The 15,541-nt window shown below is 51.3% G+C and carries 9 protein-coding genes; 1 reads left to right on the top strand and 8 read right to left on the bottom strand.

All coding sequences use genetic code 11. The annotated features are described in order from the left end of the window. Nucleotides 1–202 precede the first annotated feature (202 nt). From ACW9SV_RS09655 to ACW9SV_RS09620, 8 genes are all read right to left on the bottom strand, one after another. Nucleotides 203–1,435 (bottom strand): DUF4185 domain-containing protein, encoded by a 1,233-nt coding sequence (locus tag ACW9SV_RS09655; protein WP_479556554.1) that lies wholly within the window; start codon nt 1,433–1,435, stop codon nt 203–205. 122 nt (nt 1,436–1,557) lie between these two features. Continuing rightward, the gene (locus ACW9SV_RS09650) at nt 1,558–2,373 is read right to left on the bottom strand and encodes a lipocalin family protein (protein ID WP_479556553.1); all 816 of its coding nucleotides are present in this window, start codon (nt 2,371–2,373) and stop codon (nt 1,558–1,560) included. 140 nt (nt 2,374–2,513) lie between these two features. Then, entirely contained in the window at nt 2,514–3,908 is a 1,395-nt protein-coding gene (locus tag ACW9SV_RS09645) for a sugar porter family MFS transporter (RefSeq protein WP_479556552.1), read from the bottom strand. A 7-nt stretch (nt 3,909–3,915) separates the two neighbouring features. Next, entirely contained in the window at nt 3,916–5,706 is a 1,791-nt protein-coding gene (locus ACW9SV_RS09640; protein WP_479556551.1) for a class I mannose-6-phosphate isomerase, read from the bottom strand. A gap of 6 nt (nt 5,707–5,712) precedes the next feature. Beyond that, entirely contained in the window at nt 5,713–6,660 is a 948-nt protein-coding gene (locus tag ACW9SV_RS09635) for an ROK family protein (protein WP_479556550.1), read from the bottom strand. 13 nt (nt 6,661–6,673) lie between these two features. Further along, a complete protein-coding gene (locus ACW9SV_RS09630; protein ID WP_479556549.1) occupies nt 6,674–8,155 on the bottom strand; it encodes a RagB/SusD family nutrient uptake outer membrane protein in 1,482 nt (493 codons plus the stop codon). A gap of 17 nt (nt 8,156–8,172) precedes the next feature. Beyond that, complete coding sequence (locus tag ACW9SV_RS09625) at nt 8,173–11,229, bottom strand: SusC/RagA family TonB-linked outer membrane protein (RefSeq protein WP_479556548.1); 3,057 nt, start codon at nt 11,227–11,229, stop codon at nt 8,173–8,175. 327 nt (nt 11,230–11,556) lie between these two features. Beyond that, nucleotides 11,557–12,291: a GntR family transcriptional regulator gene (locus ACW9SV_RS09620; protein ID WP_479556547.1), complete on the bottom strand. Its 735-nt coding sequence runs from the start codon at nt 12,289–12,291 to the stop codon at nt 11,557–11,559. A gap of 711 nt (nt 12,292–13,002) precedes the next feature. On the opposite strand from ACW9SV_RS09620, the gene ACW9SV_RS09615 reads away from it, so the two are divergent. Beyond that, nucleotides 13,003–15,039 carry a PAS domain-containing sensor histidine kinase gene (locus ACW9SV_RS09615; protein ID WP_479556546.1) on the top strand — a complete coding sequence of 679 codons (2,037 nt, stop codon included), beginning with the start codon at nt 13,003–13,005 and terminating at the stop codon, nt 15,037–15,039. The last annotated feature ends 502 nt before the right edge of the window (nt 15,040–15,541 follow it).

Genomic DNA, 15,541 nt, shown 5'->3' with positions numbered 1-15,541 from the left:
ATTCCCAATGTGTAAGGGCAGTCACTTTTGGTTGGTCTTGCTTCGTAGTGCAAGCTTTCGGTTCTTCATTGGCCTTTGTCATCCCCCTACCCCCTTCAAAGGGGGACGATATGCATGCAAAACTTAGAATAAAGACAATCAATAAAGACAGCATTGCTTATCTCCTTACTTCCCGCCTTTAGGTTTTGCCTTATTCCTCCTTTTACAAAAGTTTTACTTTAATGAACCTTGGGCGGTACAGATTCGGGTGCACCAGAATGTCTTTAAAGAAGTCAAAGGAGTTCACGTTGTAGCTGATCAGCATCTCGCCGGGCTCTGACAGGTTAGAATGCACCTTGGCATTGTACACAATGAAGTCCTTGTCCATTTTAATGTCTTCTGAACAGTCCCAGATTTTGATGATCGGGCCAAAGGGGCCTTGGGGTTTCAGACCCAGACGGAGGCCTACGGTGTTCCCGATGCCATCGGTTTGGAACACCATGGCGTAGCGGCCGTCGGGCAGTGGGGTCACGCTTAGTTCGTTGGAGGCTCTGTCGGTGATGTTGGCCAGTTTAGCGAGGTCAGGGTTCCAGGTAGTGCCATCCCAGTAGCGCCACTTGCTGAAGTCCTCAATTTCACCGGGTAATATCCGTGCCACCATCACGTTTTTGGCTTTTCCGCGAACGCCATACACATACACGTAGCCATCGGGCTGGGGAGCGCCGGCTTCTTTGGTGTTCACGAAAATAGCCCCTCCCAAAGACCCATAATCATCTGGGGCGCTGCCCGGCAGAAAGAAAGGCGTGTCCAGTTGGCGCTGGTTTTTGAAGGGAGGTTTGCTTCCGGCCGGGAGCACGATCAAGGCATTACCCACTTCCTGGAAGCCAAACACCTGCGCCCCGGTGTCGCGCACGCGGTACCCGAAAATGTAGGTGTCATTGTTTTTGGCCGTGTTCACGAACCCATCGCCCAACCAGTAATACTCTCCCGGTTTTGCCGCCGGCGTTCTGGGGATGAAGTTGGCCCGGTGCTTTCCGGCTTCGTCTTTGTCCCAGTAGAAGGTGATGTTTTCCGCCGAGGGTTTATTGCCTTTGATAATGGCCACTGAGTTGTTGATCATCTTGTACCCCGGACTCAGCTTCCCGTCTTTGATATCTCCGATCATGGTGTCACTGAACAGAAGCATGGTCTCGGTGTTTCTGCCGGCCCCGGCCGAGTCTACCCCGTTTTTAGGAATGGCGAAGATGCCATCGGCGCCAAACCAACCGGAGTTCCGCTTGAAAAGCGCCGTCCACTCCGGAGCCTCCGCCACGGTAAACTTCAGGGTGGTGATGTCGGTGTTCACCGGTTTTTTTTGGGGTTCCCCGTCGGTGTCGCCTTTGTCTGAGGAGCAGGTCACCAGCGACAGGCAGACGAAAAAAGCAGTGTTCTTAAAGAAGCTATTTCTAAGAATCATAGGTCAGTTTGGGAATAAGGAAGCAAAACGGTTTGGTAAGCCATCAGCAGAAATGATAGAAGAAGCCCTTTGCCTTTTCGGGCTTGTTTTCAGAAAACTAGCCCGAAAAGGCACTTAGTTACCTACTGTTTAGGACTGGCATCAAAGGTGTACACAAACGTCTCATTGTTTGTGTAAGGAGGCCCGAATACCGACAGGTCCAAGGTGATTTCCATCACCAGGCGGTCTTTGGTCAGGGACTTCACGGTGTAGGTTTCGGTGGTCACTTGGGTAGGATCAAACACCGAGGCATAGGTCTGGGTGAAGGTTTTCTCGTCATCGCTCAAAGACCAGGTGGAGTAGGTATTGAACCCATCAAAGGTACAGGGCTTGGTGCCGTAGTTCACGGCCATGGTTCCATTCTCATTGTACACGAAAGAATCATCGGTCTCGCAATCTTTGATGTCTTCTTTGTCTGGGTTGGGCGTGGTGTGCATCTTGGATTTCAGGTTCCAGCGGTAAGTGTACAGAATCTGCTCGCCCGAAGCCGCCGTGTTCACGGTCAACACCTTCTCCCCTACTTTGCCATTGTTGTCCTCGGCCCGGAAAGTGAAACCCACCAACTTGTCTACTTCGCCTGGCGCATGGGTGTAGGTGAAGTTATAGGTATAATCGGTCTGGCCGGTAGAGGGAAGCTGCACTGTCTGTACCCCGTTGGTTCCGTAGGTATTGTCGGTCTGGAGGTTGACCTGTTTGGTGATTCTGAGCGCCTTCAAGCCTCCGGGCACCTTGATGGAAACCGTTACCTCCACGGGTTGCCCGGTTTTACCCGATACCTCTTCTTTTGACAGGGTCAATACGGGTGCATCGGGCGTGGATTCATCGTCTGAACAGGAGGTCCAGAAGGTCATGGCCACCAAGGCTAGACAGGAAAAAAGGAAAGAAGAAATCTTTTTCATATGCATACGATTTAAGGTTTAAAGGATAGGCGAACGGTTAAGCAGGTACATTCTGGGCAGCAGCAGTAGCAGCAGGTGGAAGGAGTTCTGTTTGAGGCCTACTTTTCTAAAAACAGGTCAAAAGCAGCGCCACCGGCAGGTCACCGGGCCACCACCGGATCAGGTTTAAGTCTTTCCGGCTGGCCCGCGGTCCAGGACTTTTCAATTTCCTCCAGGGTTCTCCCTTTGGTCTCGGGCACCAGGGTCCAGACAAACACAAAAGTCAATACCGACATGGCCATGAAAATCCAGAAAGTGTAGGCGCTCCCGATGGCTTCCAGCAGGATGGGAAAAAACTGGGAGACGAAGTACACGGCCACCCAAAGCGCGCCCAGGCAAATAGACATGGCTCGGCCGCGGGTGCGGTTCGGGAAAATCTCGGCAATGATCACAAAGGCCAGGGGCCCTAGTGATACAGCGAAGAAAGAGATGTACGCCAAAATGAAGACCAGCACGATGTATCCTTTGACCATGTCCAGGTAAAAGGCACCCCCGATGATGAGCAGGCAGACCGCCATGCCCGCCGAGCCGGCCAGCAACAGTCCTTTTCGCCCCCAGTTGTCTACATACTTGATGGCCACGATGGTGAAAAGTAGGTTCACGGCGCCTACCAGAATGGTCTGCAGCAAAGCAGAATCAGAACCGTCACCGGTTGATTTGAAGATCTCGGGGGCATAATACATGATGGCGTTGATGCCCGTCACCTGCGAGAGAATGGCCAATACCACCCCGATGAAAAGGGCTTTCCGTAAACCCGGCTTGAAGAGTTCCCCCACGGTGCCCGATTCTTCGGAGAGGGTATTCATAATCTGCTTCAGTTCCAGTTGGGCTTCTCTCTCGCCGTTGATTTTGGTAAGAATCGCCAGCGGCTCATTTACATACCCTTTCTTGGCGAGCCATCGGGGGCTTTCGGGCACAAAAAAGAGCAAACCCATGAAAATGAGCGAAGGAATGACCCCCGACCCAAACATCCAGCGCCAACCCGTGGTGATGTTCCAGGCTTCGTCATACAAGCCGGCTATGCCCGCATTCACGAAGTAGATGAGCAGGATGCCGGACACAATTCCCAGTTGATTCAAAGAGACTAACCTTCCCCTGATGGCCGCCGGGGCGATCTCGGTGATGTACATGGGAGCCAGAATGGAGGCAATCCCGATGCCCAACCCGCCTATCAGCCGGAAGATAACAAACCACGTCAAATCCGGGGGCATGGCCGTTCCTACGGAAGAGACCGCAAACAGCACCGCGGATAACATCAGCACTTTCTTTCGCCCTATTTTATCACTGAGCGCTCCGGCAAAGGACGCTCCTATCATGCAACCCACAATGGCGCAGGAGGCGATCCAGCCCATCATGGCCGAGGACAGATCATAGTTGATCTGCAGAAACCCAATGGCCCCAGCAATCACGGCCGTATCATACCCGAAGAGCAGCCCACCTACGGCGGCCACCAGGGTGATGCGGTACACAAACCAGTTACTTCCTGCCTTTTCCATACACGGCTTAGTTTTGGTTGAAGGAGTATTTTGCGTTAAAATCCAATGGCGTACGCACGTAGGCTTTCAGGGTAGCGCACTCCTTGCCCACGCCTTCTCCGTGCGGCCGGATGGAGTAGGCCCCCACCGCGGCGGGCACAATAAAGGTCTCGGCGTAATGGATAATAAAGGGTTCAAAGGCTTGGGTGGGGCTTTCCACAATAGCCTCGGTGCCTTCAATCAGGTTCAGGACATTCACGATGCCCTGGGTGTGGTGCGGTACTGTTTTGGTGAACCAGTGCCGGCGGGTTTCAATAAAGGAGCCTTCATGCAAGCCAGTTCTTTCTTCGCGCCAGCCATCGCCTTGGGCCACTGGCTCTACCTTGTTCAGGATGTTCTCCTGCGTCCATTGCGTGGTGCGGTCCCACTGGATCACGTTTTTACCGTGTTCCAGAGAAATAGGCCGCGGTTTCCCGTCCAAGCCCATGCGGCCCCAATCCCAAAGTTTAAAAGTGAAAATGTAGGGGGTGGCACTTATCTCCAGCACCACGCTGTTAGCGCCCGAGCAATGCACCGTCCCGGCCGGAATAAGTACATGGTCATGCTTTTTGATGGGCCATTTCTCCACGTGGTTCTCGGCCTCAAAGTACTGGCCCTGGGTTTGCGCGGCTTCCAGTTCATGGATCATGCGCTCGGGCACCACGTCTTCTTTCATGCCCAGGTACACAAAGGCATCGTCTTTGGCATCCAGCATGTAATAGCTTTCATCCTGGGTATAGGGCATCCCGAATTTCTCCTGGATGTACTCGGTGAGCGGGTGCACCTGCAGGCTGAGGTTTCCGCCTTCCATGGTATCTAGGAAATCGAACCGAATGGGGAATTCATCCCCGAACGCTTCAAATACCTCTTCGCCCAGCAGTTCTTTGGGGTGCGAAAACACCAGATCAAGCGAGGGTATTTCCAGCACGTTTTCGCCAAAACGATACAAAAGGCTGTTCTCCTCCGGCACGCAGTCAAAGCCCCAGGCGAAGTTCTGTTCTGAGCGGTCCAGGTCACAGACGTCTTTCAGCCACTGCCCTCCCCACGGACCAGGGTCAAAGAAAGGCACCACCCTGAAGGGCCGGGTGAGGGTGTGTTGCAGGGCATGGTGTAAAGCAGTTCCGGAAATTAGTTTGGGAGCATCGGGCTGGGTGGTATCCAATACATAATCCCACTTGGTCATTAAAGTCTTCTTATGCCGGTCACACACCCGCCAATCCACAAAGAAGGCTCTTTTGTAGAGGTAAGCGAAGGATTCCTCTTCATTGTTCACTCCCAGGTTCCCTACTTTGTTTCTCCTGAACCGCAATTGGATTTCCCAACGGGGCATATCGGCGTAAACCAAAAGATCGGCCTCAGGTGCTATGAGGCTGGCGCCCGTTCCTACTACCAGAATCACTCCTTGAGAGGTTTGCTGGATTTCCGTTTTGGCGGTTTCCAGTTTGTGGGCGTCAAGAAAATCAGCTAAGTGCAATGGGGCCATGTACCCGAAAACCGGATCATCGGTCACGTATTCTGCTACTAACTCATCAATCTGTCTTTCAGATTTGAAGGCGGTTGAGGCGCGGATGGTAGCAACAGGCTGTAGAGTCTGCATCAGGCCTGGAAGGACTTCCTCCGTGTCTACACCATGGTAACACTCTACCACTACCACCACTTTTTGCCTGGCTGTATTCGCTACCTTTTGCCTGATTTCTTGACCAATGTTTCCCCACCCTGCCACACACGTATGGCCTTCCACTCTGATCTCGGGATACTTATCGTAGTTTGATTTTTTCAAAGCCGTTTAGTTTTGGTGAAACACTAAATACCCAACCCCTAGGAGGGCCGCACTGTCAAAGGAGGAAGCAGCCCGCACTTCCACTTTCCCCCAGGGAGTCCAGGCCAGTTCATTTATTTTAGCCTGCAGGTACGGGATAATGTAAGCGCCGCTTCCCATAATGCCCCCGCCCAGCAGCAGCACCTCCGGATCATAGGCATGGATGAGGTTGATGGCGCAGGCTGACCATACATCTAGGCACTGGTCACGCATCTGTAGGGCCAGTTGGTCCTTTTTCTCTGCCCATTGGAACAGCACTGAGAAGTCAATCTTCGGCTCTACCCGTAACAGGCTTTTAGGGTACAGCGGCTGCGCTTTTACCTTTTCCTCCAGGCTCCAGCTGGAGGACTCTGCTTCCACACAACCGATGTTGCCGCAGTTACAGACCCCACCCGATAGGTTCACGGTGAAATGTCCTCCCAAGCAACCCGCCTGAAAATGTTTGCCTCTTAATACTTTGCCCTCAATGACCGCTGAGGTTCCTACTCCGGTACCCAAGGTCATGAGCACCACATTGTCCACGCCCTTTCCGTGCCCGTACTGCCATTCGCCCACCAAGGCAGAACGGGCATCGTTTTCTAAAATGATGGGTAAATCCCAGGCTTGCTGCGCCCAGGCCGGGAAGTCAATCTCCGGAGCGTCCCCGTACTTTTTATCAATAGACAACACCTTCCGCTGCACGCTATCTACTATGCCGGGAATGGAAACTCCTACTCCGCTAACTTGGTCTGGTGAAATGTTCTTTTCTTCCAGCAGCTTGTCAATGGTGAGTTTTACAAAAGGCAACCTTCCCCGGAGGCCCTGGTCTGAGTAGGCGTCTATCTGAGTCATGCCCAAGACTTTCCCATCCTGCACCAGTCCCAGCTTTATCTTGGTGCCGCCCAAGTCCATGGCGATGGCAATACGTTCTGTCATCTTGCGGGGCCCGTTAGTAGTTGTTCTGCGGAAGGTTGGGGTTCAGGTCGCGCTCCCGTTGCGGAATGGGGAACAGGTAATGCTTGGAAGCCGGAACTACCCCGGGTTTGGCCAAGGGCACCAGCATTTCCAGGGTTTTGGTGCGGGCCAGGTCAAACCAGCGGTGGCCTTCGGCTACAAACTCCATGGCCCTTTCCTTCAGAATGGCTTCCCGCATCTGCTCTTTGGTAAGCCCCACGTAATCAGGGACGGTGGTGCGGTAGGAGGTTCCGTCAAAGCGGGCGCGCTTGCGAACCAAGTTGATGTATTCATGCGCCAGGGCAGCATTGCCCAATTCATTGTTGGCCTCGGCGTACATTAGGAGCACATCTGCGTAGCGCAATACCGGAAAGTCATTCTCACTGCCATTTCCCTTAGGCTCCATGGCCCGGTCCCAGTACTTCTGGATGTAGGGCCGGATGGGGGTAACGGCTCCGCTTCTATTGATGTACTCGGTCAGGAAAGTGACCTCTCTTCTGCGGTCGTTGAAGTCAAAAGTATTAAACAGCTGCATAGTGGGAATTTGCCAGCCCTGGGCATTCTCCACGCCTTCGGCGCTGAGTTCAGTGGGCAACAGCCGCACCTGGAATTGGCCTACTTCCCAGAAACTGATGGCGCCTCCCTGGTCCCCGAATCCAACGGAGAAGATAGCCTCCTTACCGTTTCTGTTGGCTAATTTGAAAACCTGGTTAAAATCTTCCCAAAGGGCATATTGGTTCGAGTCAATTACCTCTTTGGCTTTCTGGGAAGCTTTGTCCCACTCCTGGCGGGTGAGATAGACTTTGGCGAGTATGCCTTTGGCCGCTCCCTGGGTGGCCCGTCCTTTTCCGCTCCCAGCCGGATAACTCAAAGGGAGCGCTTCAGCTGAGGTCAGGTCTGCGATGATCTGGGCGTAGATTTCATCTGGGGTGGCCACGGCCGGGGTCAGGGGCTCCACCTCTTTCGTGAGCAGGGGAATGCTGCCAAACATGCGTACTAGGTTGAAATACAGTAAGCCTCTCAGGAAACGGGCCTCGTTCAGGAGCCTGTCTTTCAAGGCCTGGTCCATCTGGATGGCTGGGATGCGCTCTATGGCAATGTTGGCTACTGTGATGGCCTTGTAGTGCATGGCCCAGATCTCCAGCAAGGCGGCATTCTGCGGGCCATGCGAAAAAGTGGCGATTTGATCCAGGTCTGGCGCGAAAGGGTGCTGGTTCAGTAATTCATCCGATGCCAGGCCCGCCGTTACCCATAAGGTGCTGTGATAGACTCCGGCCGTGGAGCCGGTGCTGGTGGAGTTCAGGTAGGCATAGATGGCGTTCACGGCCTGCACCGCGTCGTCGGCGTTCCGGTAGAAGTTGGTGACCGCCACAAAGTTCTTGGGGTCTTCCTCCAGAAAGTCCTGGCAGGAAGGCAAGGAGAGCAGGACCAGTAGGGCCAGGCTCGCTTTTCTGAGGATTTTAAGATACGTCTTCATGTAATCTTTCTGGAAAATTAAAACCCGATGTTTAGCCCAACTAAGTAGGTTTTCGCCTGCGGATACCCGCCCCGATCCACACCAATAATGGCCGTGCTCTGCCCGAAGGTGTTTGCCTCAGGGTCATAGCCCGAGTAGTCCGTTAAGGTCCAAAGGTTGGTGGCACTGGCGTAGATCCTGAGCGTTTTCACCTTCACTTTCTGCGTGAGCGAAGTAGGTACCCGGTAACCCAAACTCACATTCTTCAGGCGGATATAGGAAGCGTCTTCCACGATGTTGGAGGAAAACACCCCGTTGTCAAGACTGCCGGCGGCCAGTGCCCGCGGGTATTTGGTACTAGGGTTATTGGGAGTCCAGCGGTTCAGGGCGGCTTCGGCCAGGACATTGTTCTGACCGGTGAAATTCTGCAGGTCGAACAGGTTCAGGTTGGCCATCTTGTTGCCCTGCGATCCCTGGAAAAAGAAGCTAAGGTCAATGTTCTTAAAGGAAAGGGTATTGGTGAGGCCCCATGTGAAATCAGGTTGGGCGCTGCCCAGAATGGTGCGGTCTTTCTCGTCAATGACCTGGTCACCGTTGATGTCACGGTACTTGCGGTCTCCGGCTTTGGCCCTGGAGGCAGGGTTGGAAGAGGTGGCCTCCTGTCCTTTCAGCACCGGACTGGTTCTGGCTTCTTCGTCTGTTTGGAAGATCCCTTCAAAAATATAGCCGTAAAACGTACCCACCGGCTCCCCTACCCGCAGCAAGGTGCCACCACCCATGAGAATATCGGTCTCACTGTTCAGGTTGGTGACCTCGTTCCGGTTCACGGTAAAATTGAGAGAAGTTCTCCAGTCCAGGGCGCCTTTAGTGTTGATCGTCCGGACATCGAACTCAAAGCCTCGGTTGCGGATATTGCCCACGTTAAGCACGGTGGAGTTGAAACCGGTGGTATAAGGAACTGGCGTGGACAAGAGCAGATCAGAGGTTTTCTTCTCGTAGATGTCAGCGGTAACAGATAGCCGGTTGTTCCAGAAAGAGGCATCCAACCCAAGATCAAACTGAGCGGTAGTTTCCCACTTCAGGTTCTTATTGGCGAACGAGAGCGGCTCACGCCCGGTGTAGACTTCCGTCCCGTTGAAAACGCCCTGTCCGTAGGCCCCCACCAAGGACAAAGACTGGTAGGGCGGAATAGCCTGGTTCCCGATGATACCGTAACTGGTTCTCAGTTTCAGGTCAGAGATAAAGGAGAATTGCTGGATGAAGGCTTCATCTGAAAGCCGCCAGGCAACTGCCCCCGAAGGGAAGAACCCGTACTGCTTTCCGGAGGCGAACTTGGAGGAGCCGTCTACCCGACCCGTGGCAGTAAACAGGAACCGGTCAAAGAGCGTGTAGTTAGCCCGGCCCAGGTAAGACACCATGCTCCACCTGGACTCCCCGTTAGCGGGTTTCTGGGGCAACAGCCCTGCGGAAATATCATGGTACCCAGTCCGGTCATCGGGGAAGTCAAAGGCATAAACCAGCAGGCTCTCGTTATTGAACTCCTGTAGCGTGTAACCTAGCAAAAAGTCTACTTTGTGGTCTTCGTTGATGACCGGCTTGTAGGTCAAGGTGTTTTCATTGAGCCAAGTAAGCCCTGTGACAGTTCCAATGGAGGCTTCCCCTTTGCTGGCTTCGGTGCGTTTTAGGAAATTGGGGCCAAAAGCGTTCTCCTTGGAGGAAAACCCATCAATTCCGAAACTAGACCTGAACTCCAGGTTCTCCAAGATTTTATAGCGGGCGTAGACATTTCCCAGAATTCTGGACGAAACCCCGTAGGAGGTAAAGGCATCCACATCGGCCACGGGGTTGCCCAGGGTTTTGCCCAGGTAACTGCCGCCCCGGTTCTCAAAGGTATAGCCGCCGGGCTCATTAGGGTTGTACACCGGCAGAATGGGATTGAACAACAGGGCGGAAGTGGTGACACCAGGCACAATGGTCTCAGTAGTGGTCAACACGCCGGAGGAGGTTAGGCGGGAGTAACTTACGCTATTGCCTACTGCCAGTTTAGAACTCAGGTCCCGGTCTAAATTGGCTCTAAAGGAATAGCGTTTGAAGTCTGAGTTACGGATAATCCCGTCCTGGACGAAATACCCGCCGGTGATGGCGTACCTGGTTTTCTCATCGCCGCCGGAGAAGGAAAGCTGGTAATTGGCGATGGGTGCCGTCCGGAAAATTTCACCTTGCCAATCGGTGCCGGCTCCCAGGCTGGCGGGGTTGTTATAGATGGGGGTTTGGTTGGCGTTGATCTTGGCTTCGTTGACAAAATCGGCGAACTGGGCCGCGTTCAGGACCTCCAGTTTGTTGGCCACCTCCTGCACCCCGTAATAGGTGTCAAAGGTAACGGTTCCCGTACCCGACTTACCGCGTTTGGTCGTGATCAGCACCACGCCGTTGGTTCCCCTTGATCCGTAAATGGCCGTTGCCGAGGCGTCTTTCAACACCTCAATCGATTCAATGTCATTCGGATTGATGGTAGACAAGGCACTGATGCGGGGTCCTAGGTTCACGCCCAACGACATGTCATTGGCGTCACTGCTCACCAACATACCGTCTATGACATACAAGGGCTCGTTACCGGCATTGATGGAGCTGGTTCCCCGGATTCGGATGGAAGCCTCTGCACCCGGTTTCCCGGAGGTTTGGGTGACCTGTACGCCGGCAGCCCTTCCCTGCAGGGCTTGTTCAAACGAGGTGGTCGGCGTAGCCAGAATCTCCTCTGACTTCACCGAGGCCACTGATCCTGTTAAATCACTTTTAGTAGTGGTGCCGTAGCCAATTACCACGATTTGGGACAGTTCCTGGCTATTCGGGCTTAAAACGACAGAAAGCGAATTTTGATTTTTTACGGGTATTTCCCGCGAAACGTACCCAATGTAGGAAAACACTAGCACCGCATTCTCATCTGGTACCGAAAGGGTGAATACTCCCTGCGCGTCCGTGGACGTGCCGTTAGTAGTGCCTTTCACCGTCACACTAACGCCCGCCAAAGGCTCATTCCCATCACGGGAAGTTACTTTCCCTTGGATTGTTCTTTCTGAGGTTGCTCTCCAGGCCATGGAGAATGAATCCCCTTTCGCCTGATGAAAGCAGGTGCTGAAAGCGCAGCACACCAGTAATTTAAAGACGACAAGCCTTGTCTTGAGGTGAATCATATGAAGACAAAAAGTAAAAGGTGAAGCGGTACTTTACTCCTGTGCTATGTTCATATGTCCCTACATACCTACAATCAGAGGTAGGACGGGAATCTGAAACCTGGGTTCAAAAAGGCACTGAAAAAGGGTATGTTAAAAGCTGATAGATTCCCTAAGAGCTAAAAGCCCCTGCAACCTACCGCTGCTAAAACGGGGGAAGTACTTCAAAAGAATTCTCAGGAAAGGGACAGATTACCCTCTCTCTATTTCAATGGTGTAGGTAAACCGATCGGCCCGGTAGTAGCCTATATTATATTCAATGGGTCTGCCCCCTGGGTCACATACCACCCGTTTCCGGAACAGCACCGGATCACCCACCTCAATTTCCAGTTTCTCAGATAGTTCTTTATCTGCTAGAATAGCGCTGATTCCCTCTTTTGACACCGCTGCCACCGTATGGTACGTTCTCTCCAGCATGTCATAGAGGGGCTGGGTGAAATCCTCATTGCCGGTTAACCCCACCCGCGGGTGGAAATAAGAGATAAACAGCACCACAGGGCCAGAGTCAAGACCACGCAGTCTTTCTAGTTTCACTACTTTAGACTTGCGGGTGATGTTGAAGAGCCTTCTGATTTCGTCATCGGCATCTACCAGGCTCACTTCAATCTCATAGTTGCGGAAGGTGACGCCCTTCTCCCCCATCTCGTGGGTGAAACTTGACCACTTGTCAAGTTTGGTGGTGATGTTGTCTTTGGAGACCGTAGTACCCACCCCCTTCTTCCGGATGAGCAGGCGCTCAAAAACCAATTTGTTCGTGGCTTGGCGCACAGTGTTTCTGGAAATGCCCAATTGTTTAGCCAAGGCCACCTCGTTGGGTAATAGTTTCCCTTCCTGGTACTCCGGATTCTTGATAAGTTCCCGTAGCAGGTCCTCTACCTGCAAGTGGAGAGGAATGGCACTGCCATGATTTATATTGAATACCTTCATACCAGAGGCGCCTTATATGTCTATATGTCCATACATATTCAACTATCTAAAGGTAGCATCAAAATAGATATTCCCTAAATATTTTATTAATTTTTTATGGAAAATAAAAAAATGACTTTATATAAGATCAAGCATCTATTATAATCATAAATACACCTTAATAAATGCTCTTTCCTATTAATACTCACTAGGTGGTAAATACACTTTTGAGTTGTTGGTGTTGCAAGCTGGTTGATAGCTTACCCTTCAATTAAGGCACCTGCTTTTTTAGGATCTCATGAAATTTCAAAAGCGCACGCCCTCCCATCAATTTTACACCGATGCACAAGTTCTACTCCAGAAAATCTTGATCCAGAGTCTACCTTATGAAACAGGTGATGATTTTAAAAATATCCCAAAACAAAATGGCTATCAGATGTTCAGGCCTTTAAAGATGGGGAAAAGCACCTATGCAAAATTTTCCCAAGAATGTTCATGAATAAGCCTGCCACAATCTAAAAGAGGAAGGTAGGTGTATCAAAATGGTCTAATTTATGATTAGAAGTAACCCTAATACTGCTCGGTATATCACTATTCAATCTAATTAACCCTAATAAAACTCATATAAACTATTGCAATGTATTATTTTTCTATTATATTCATGAATCCATAAGCCAATAAAGACAATTTAAACTAAGGAGGTGTCCATTGAAAGAGTCCCAATTCAGAGAATTGAAAACCAACATACGTTGGGAACGAATGGCGGAAGTATCCTTAGACCTGCTTTGCACCCTGGATCATAGTGGGTGCTATACTTATGCCAGCGAGGCTAGTGCAGGAATGTTAGGATACGAGGGTTGGGAACTGGAAGGGCAACACTTCACCAAACTGTTGCACCCAGAGGACATCGACAAAACCCAACGGGCTTTACAGGGGGCCGTCAAAGGGGCAAAGTGCCGGGACTTAGTGAACCGCTTACTCCATAAAAACGGAACCGAGGTTCATGTCCTTTGGTCCACGGCCTGGTCTGAAGAAGACGAAGTCATGTTCTGCGTTGGGCGTGACATCACCGGGCTTGAGGTCAGCAGCCAGAAACAACCAGACACAAACCCAAAAGGCACCTCCGCCCAGAAAGAAGATTCAATCAAACACCCCTGCACCTCGTTTCTTTTATCGGGGTTAGCGCCTAAAGCAGAGGAAAAACTAACCGATTGGCTACGGGAAAGCAAAGAGAACGGGGTGACAGGCCGTGGCCTTGACACAAAGCGCCGGTTATTTGACTCCTTACGCTATCCGGTATTTGTCAACGGAGGCATGGTGGGCGGACCAAAAGATTTCACCCCCATGTTTAGCGCTTATGAGAAGAATAAGCCCCAAGAAACCATTACCCACGCCTTTTTAATGGTAAGCTGGGACTGGCGAATCACCTTCCTGAGCAAAGAAGCCGAAAAACTGATGCCATCGGTGAAAGGGCAGCACATGGGAGTCAGCCTTTGGAACATCCTGCCCCAGGAGTTTGGCGGCGAGTTCTACTCTAAATGCCACAGCTCCATGGCCACCGGCAGAACGGTAGACTTTACCGCTTTTCTGAAAGAACACGGAAAATGGCTGCGGGCCAAAGCCTATCCGGCCACCCAGGGCCTTTCCATTTACGTGGATGATGTCACCGGTCAGGTAGAGACGCAAGACGAACTCAGAAAGCTCTCCTTTGTGGCGAGCAAAACAAACAACAGCGTCCTGATCACCGATAAAGACTGGAAAATAGAATGGGCAAACGAGGGGTTCACTAGACTATTTGGTTATACCTTGGAAGAATCAATGGGGCAGGAACCCTCTGCCCTGCTACATCGGCCACAAGCCTGCAAAGACACGTTTGCCTCCTTGCAGGAAAAACTGCTCTGCGGAGAACCCATTACGTTTGAGATCCAAAGCCTGAAAAAATGCGGCGAGGAGGTCTTAGTGTCAGTAGAGGTTTTACCCATTTTTGACCAAATGGGTTCTATATCCCGGTACGTGGAAATCCAGACTGATATCACCTGCCTCAAGCGGTCAGAACAGGAACTTTCAAAACTCACCAAAGACCTTTACCGGAAAAACAGCGACTTACAGCAGTTCACGTACATTGTCTCCCATAATTTGCGCACCCCTGTGGCCAACGCCATGGGCTTGGCCAACCTGCTGTCTACCGCAGACCGCAACTCGGCAGCATTTGACAAATCTTTATCTTACTTAAGGCTGAGTTTGTTTAGGATGGACACCGTCTTGCGGGACATGAACACCATCCTGAGTGTGAGAGACAGGCGCGGCGATATCCAGCGGGAGCAGGTAGACGTCAACGATGTGATTTTGCAAGCCATGTCGGGGTTAGAGGAGCAACTCAGGAGCGCGGGAGCTACCGTCAACGTAGACATAAACGATGACCTTAAGTTGAAGACAAACAAGGCCTACCTGTACAGCATCCTCTACAATTTGCTCTCCAATTCTGTTAAATACCGTGCCGAGGGACGCAGGCTGCAAGTGGATATCAAGTGCTACAACACCCCAAAAGGAGGCACAGCCATCACCTTCACCGACAACGGCTCTGGCTTTGACATGGCTAAGAACCGAAAAAACGTCTTCAAGCTGTACAAGCGCTTCCACACCCACACTGAGGGCCGCGGCATGGGCTTGTTCCTTATTAAAACCCACTTGGATTCAATGGGGGGACGTATAGAGGTCAACAGCCAGGTAGGACAGGGCACCAGCTTCCTGATCAATTTACCCAAGTAGCAAGTAATCTGACCAAAGATTTACTCTTTAGGTTATAGTAAAACAGCCGCTCAACTTTCCTGTTGAGCGGCTGTTTTGTTTTCTGTGTGGCCAGCAAGCTGGTTACTTATCATTAGTGTTGAATATGGTACCACCTCGGGGCTTTACCTTGCTTATTGGAATTCAGAATCTCACATAAAACCTTTGAGGGTTTTGCGTCACCACTTCACAGATATAAAATCTTCAACATAAAAGGCTTAATACAGCCCTCTTTTACCAAAAACATACCTAAAGCGCAAAACCCTTAACATATCCTTCATTTTAGTCTAAAAAAGGGTCCTTTACCCCTTTGTAGTAATTCTGATGTATCTGTTCAGATAGGGCTGATGTAGTATTGATGTAGGCAAAGATTAGGAGCCACCTGCCCATCTTCCCTACATTTAATCCATCTTATTCCTTAAAGCACTCTTCTACAATACCTTATTACAACAAAGAATCAGGTTTTCTCTTTCTGCATTTAAAA

The organism is Rufibacter sp. JT20002, assembly GCF_056491185.1.
This window is presented reverse-complemented; position numbering and strand designations above follow the sequence as displayed.

Excerpts from the sequence above, each read along its gene's own strand:
- ACW9SV_RS09655 (WP_479556554.1), bottom strand. The coding sequence starts at position 1,435 with ATGATTCTTAGAAATAGCTTCTTTAAGAACACTGCTTTTTTCGTCTGC.
- ACW9SV_RS09650 (WP_479556553.1), bottom strand. The coding sequence starts at position 2,373 with ATGAAAAAGATTTCTTCTTTCCTTTTTTCCTGTCTAGCCTTGGTGGCC.
- ACW9SV_RS09645 (WP_479556552.1), bottom strand. The coding sequence starts at position 3,908 with ATGGAAAAGGCAGGAAGTAACTGGTTTGTGTACCGCATCACCCTGGTG.
- ACW9SV_RS09635 (WP_479556550.1), bottom strand. The coding sequence starts at position 6,660 with ATGACAGAACGTATTGCCATCGCCATGGACTTGGGCGGCACCAAGATA.
- ACW9SV_RS09630 (WP_479556549.1), bottom strand. The coding sequence starts at position 8,155 with ATGAAGACGTATCTTAAAATCCTCAGAAAAGCGAGCCTGGCCCTACTG.
- ACW9SV_RS09625 (WP_479556548.1), bottom strand. The coding sequence starts at position 11,229 with ATGGCCTGGAGAGCAACCTCAGAAAGAACAATCCAAGGGAAAGTAACT.
- ACW9SV_RS09620 (WP_479556547.1), bottom strand. The coding sequence starts at position 12,291 with ATGAAGGTATTCAATATAAATCATGGCAGTGCCATTCCTCTCCACTTG.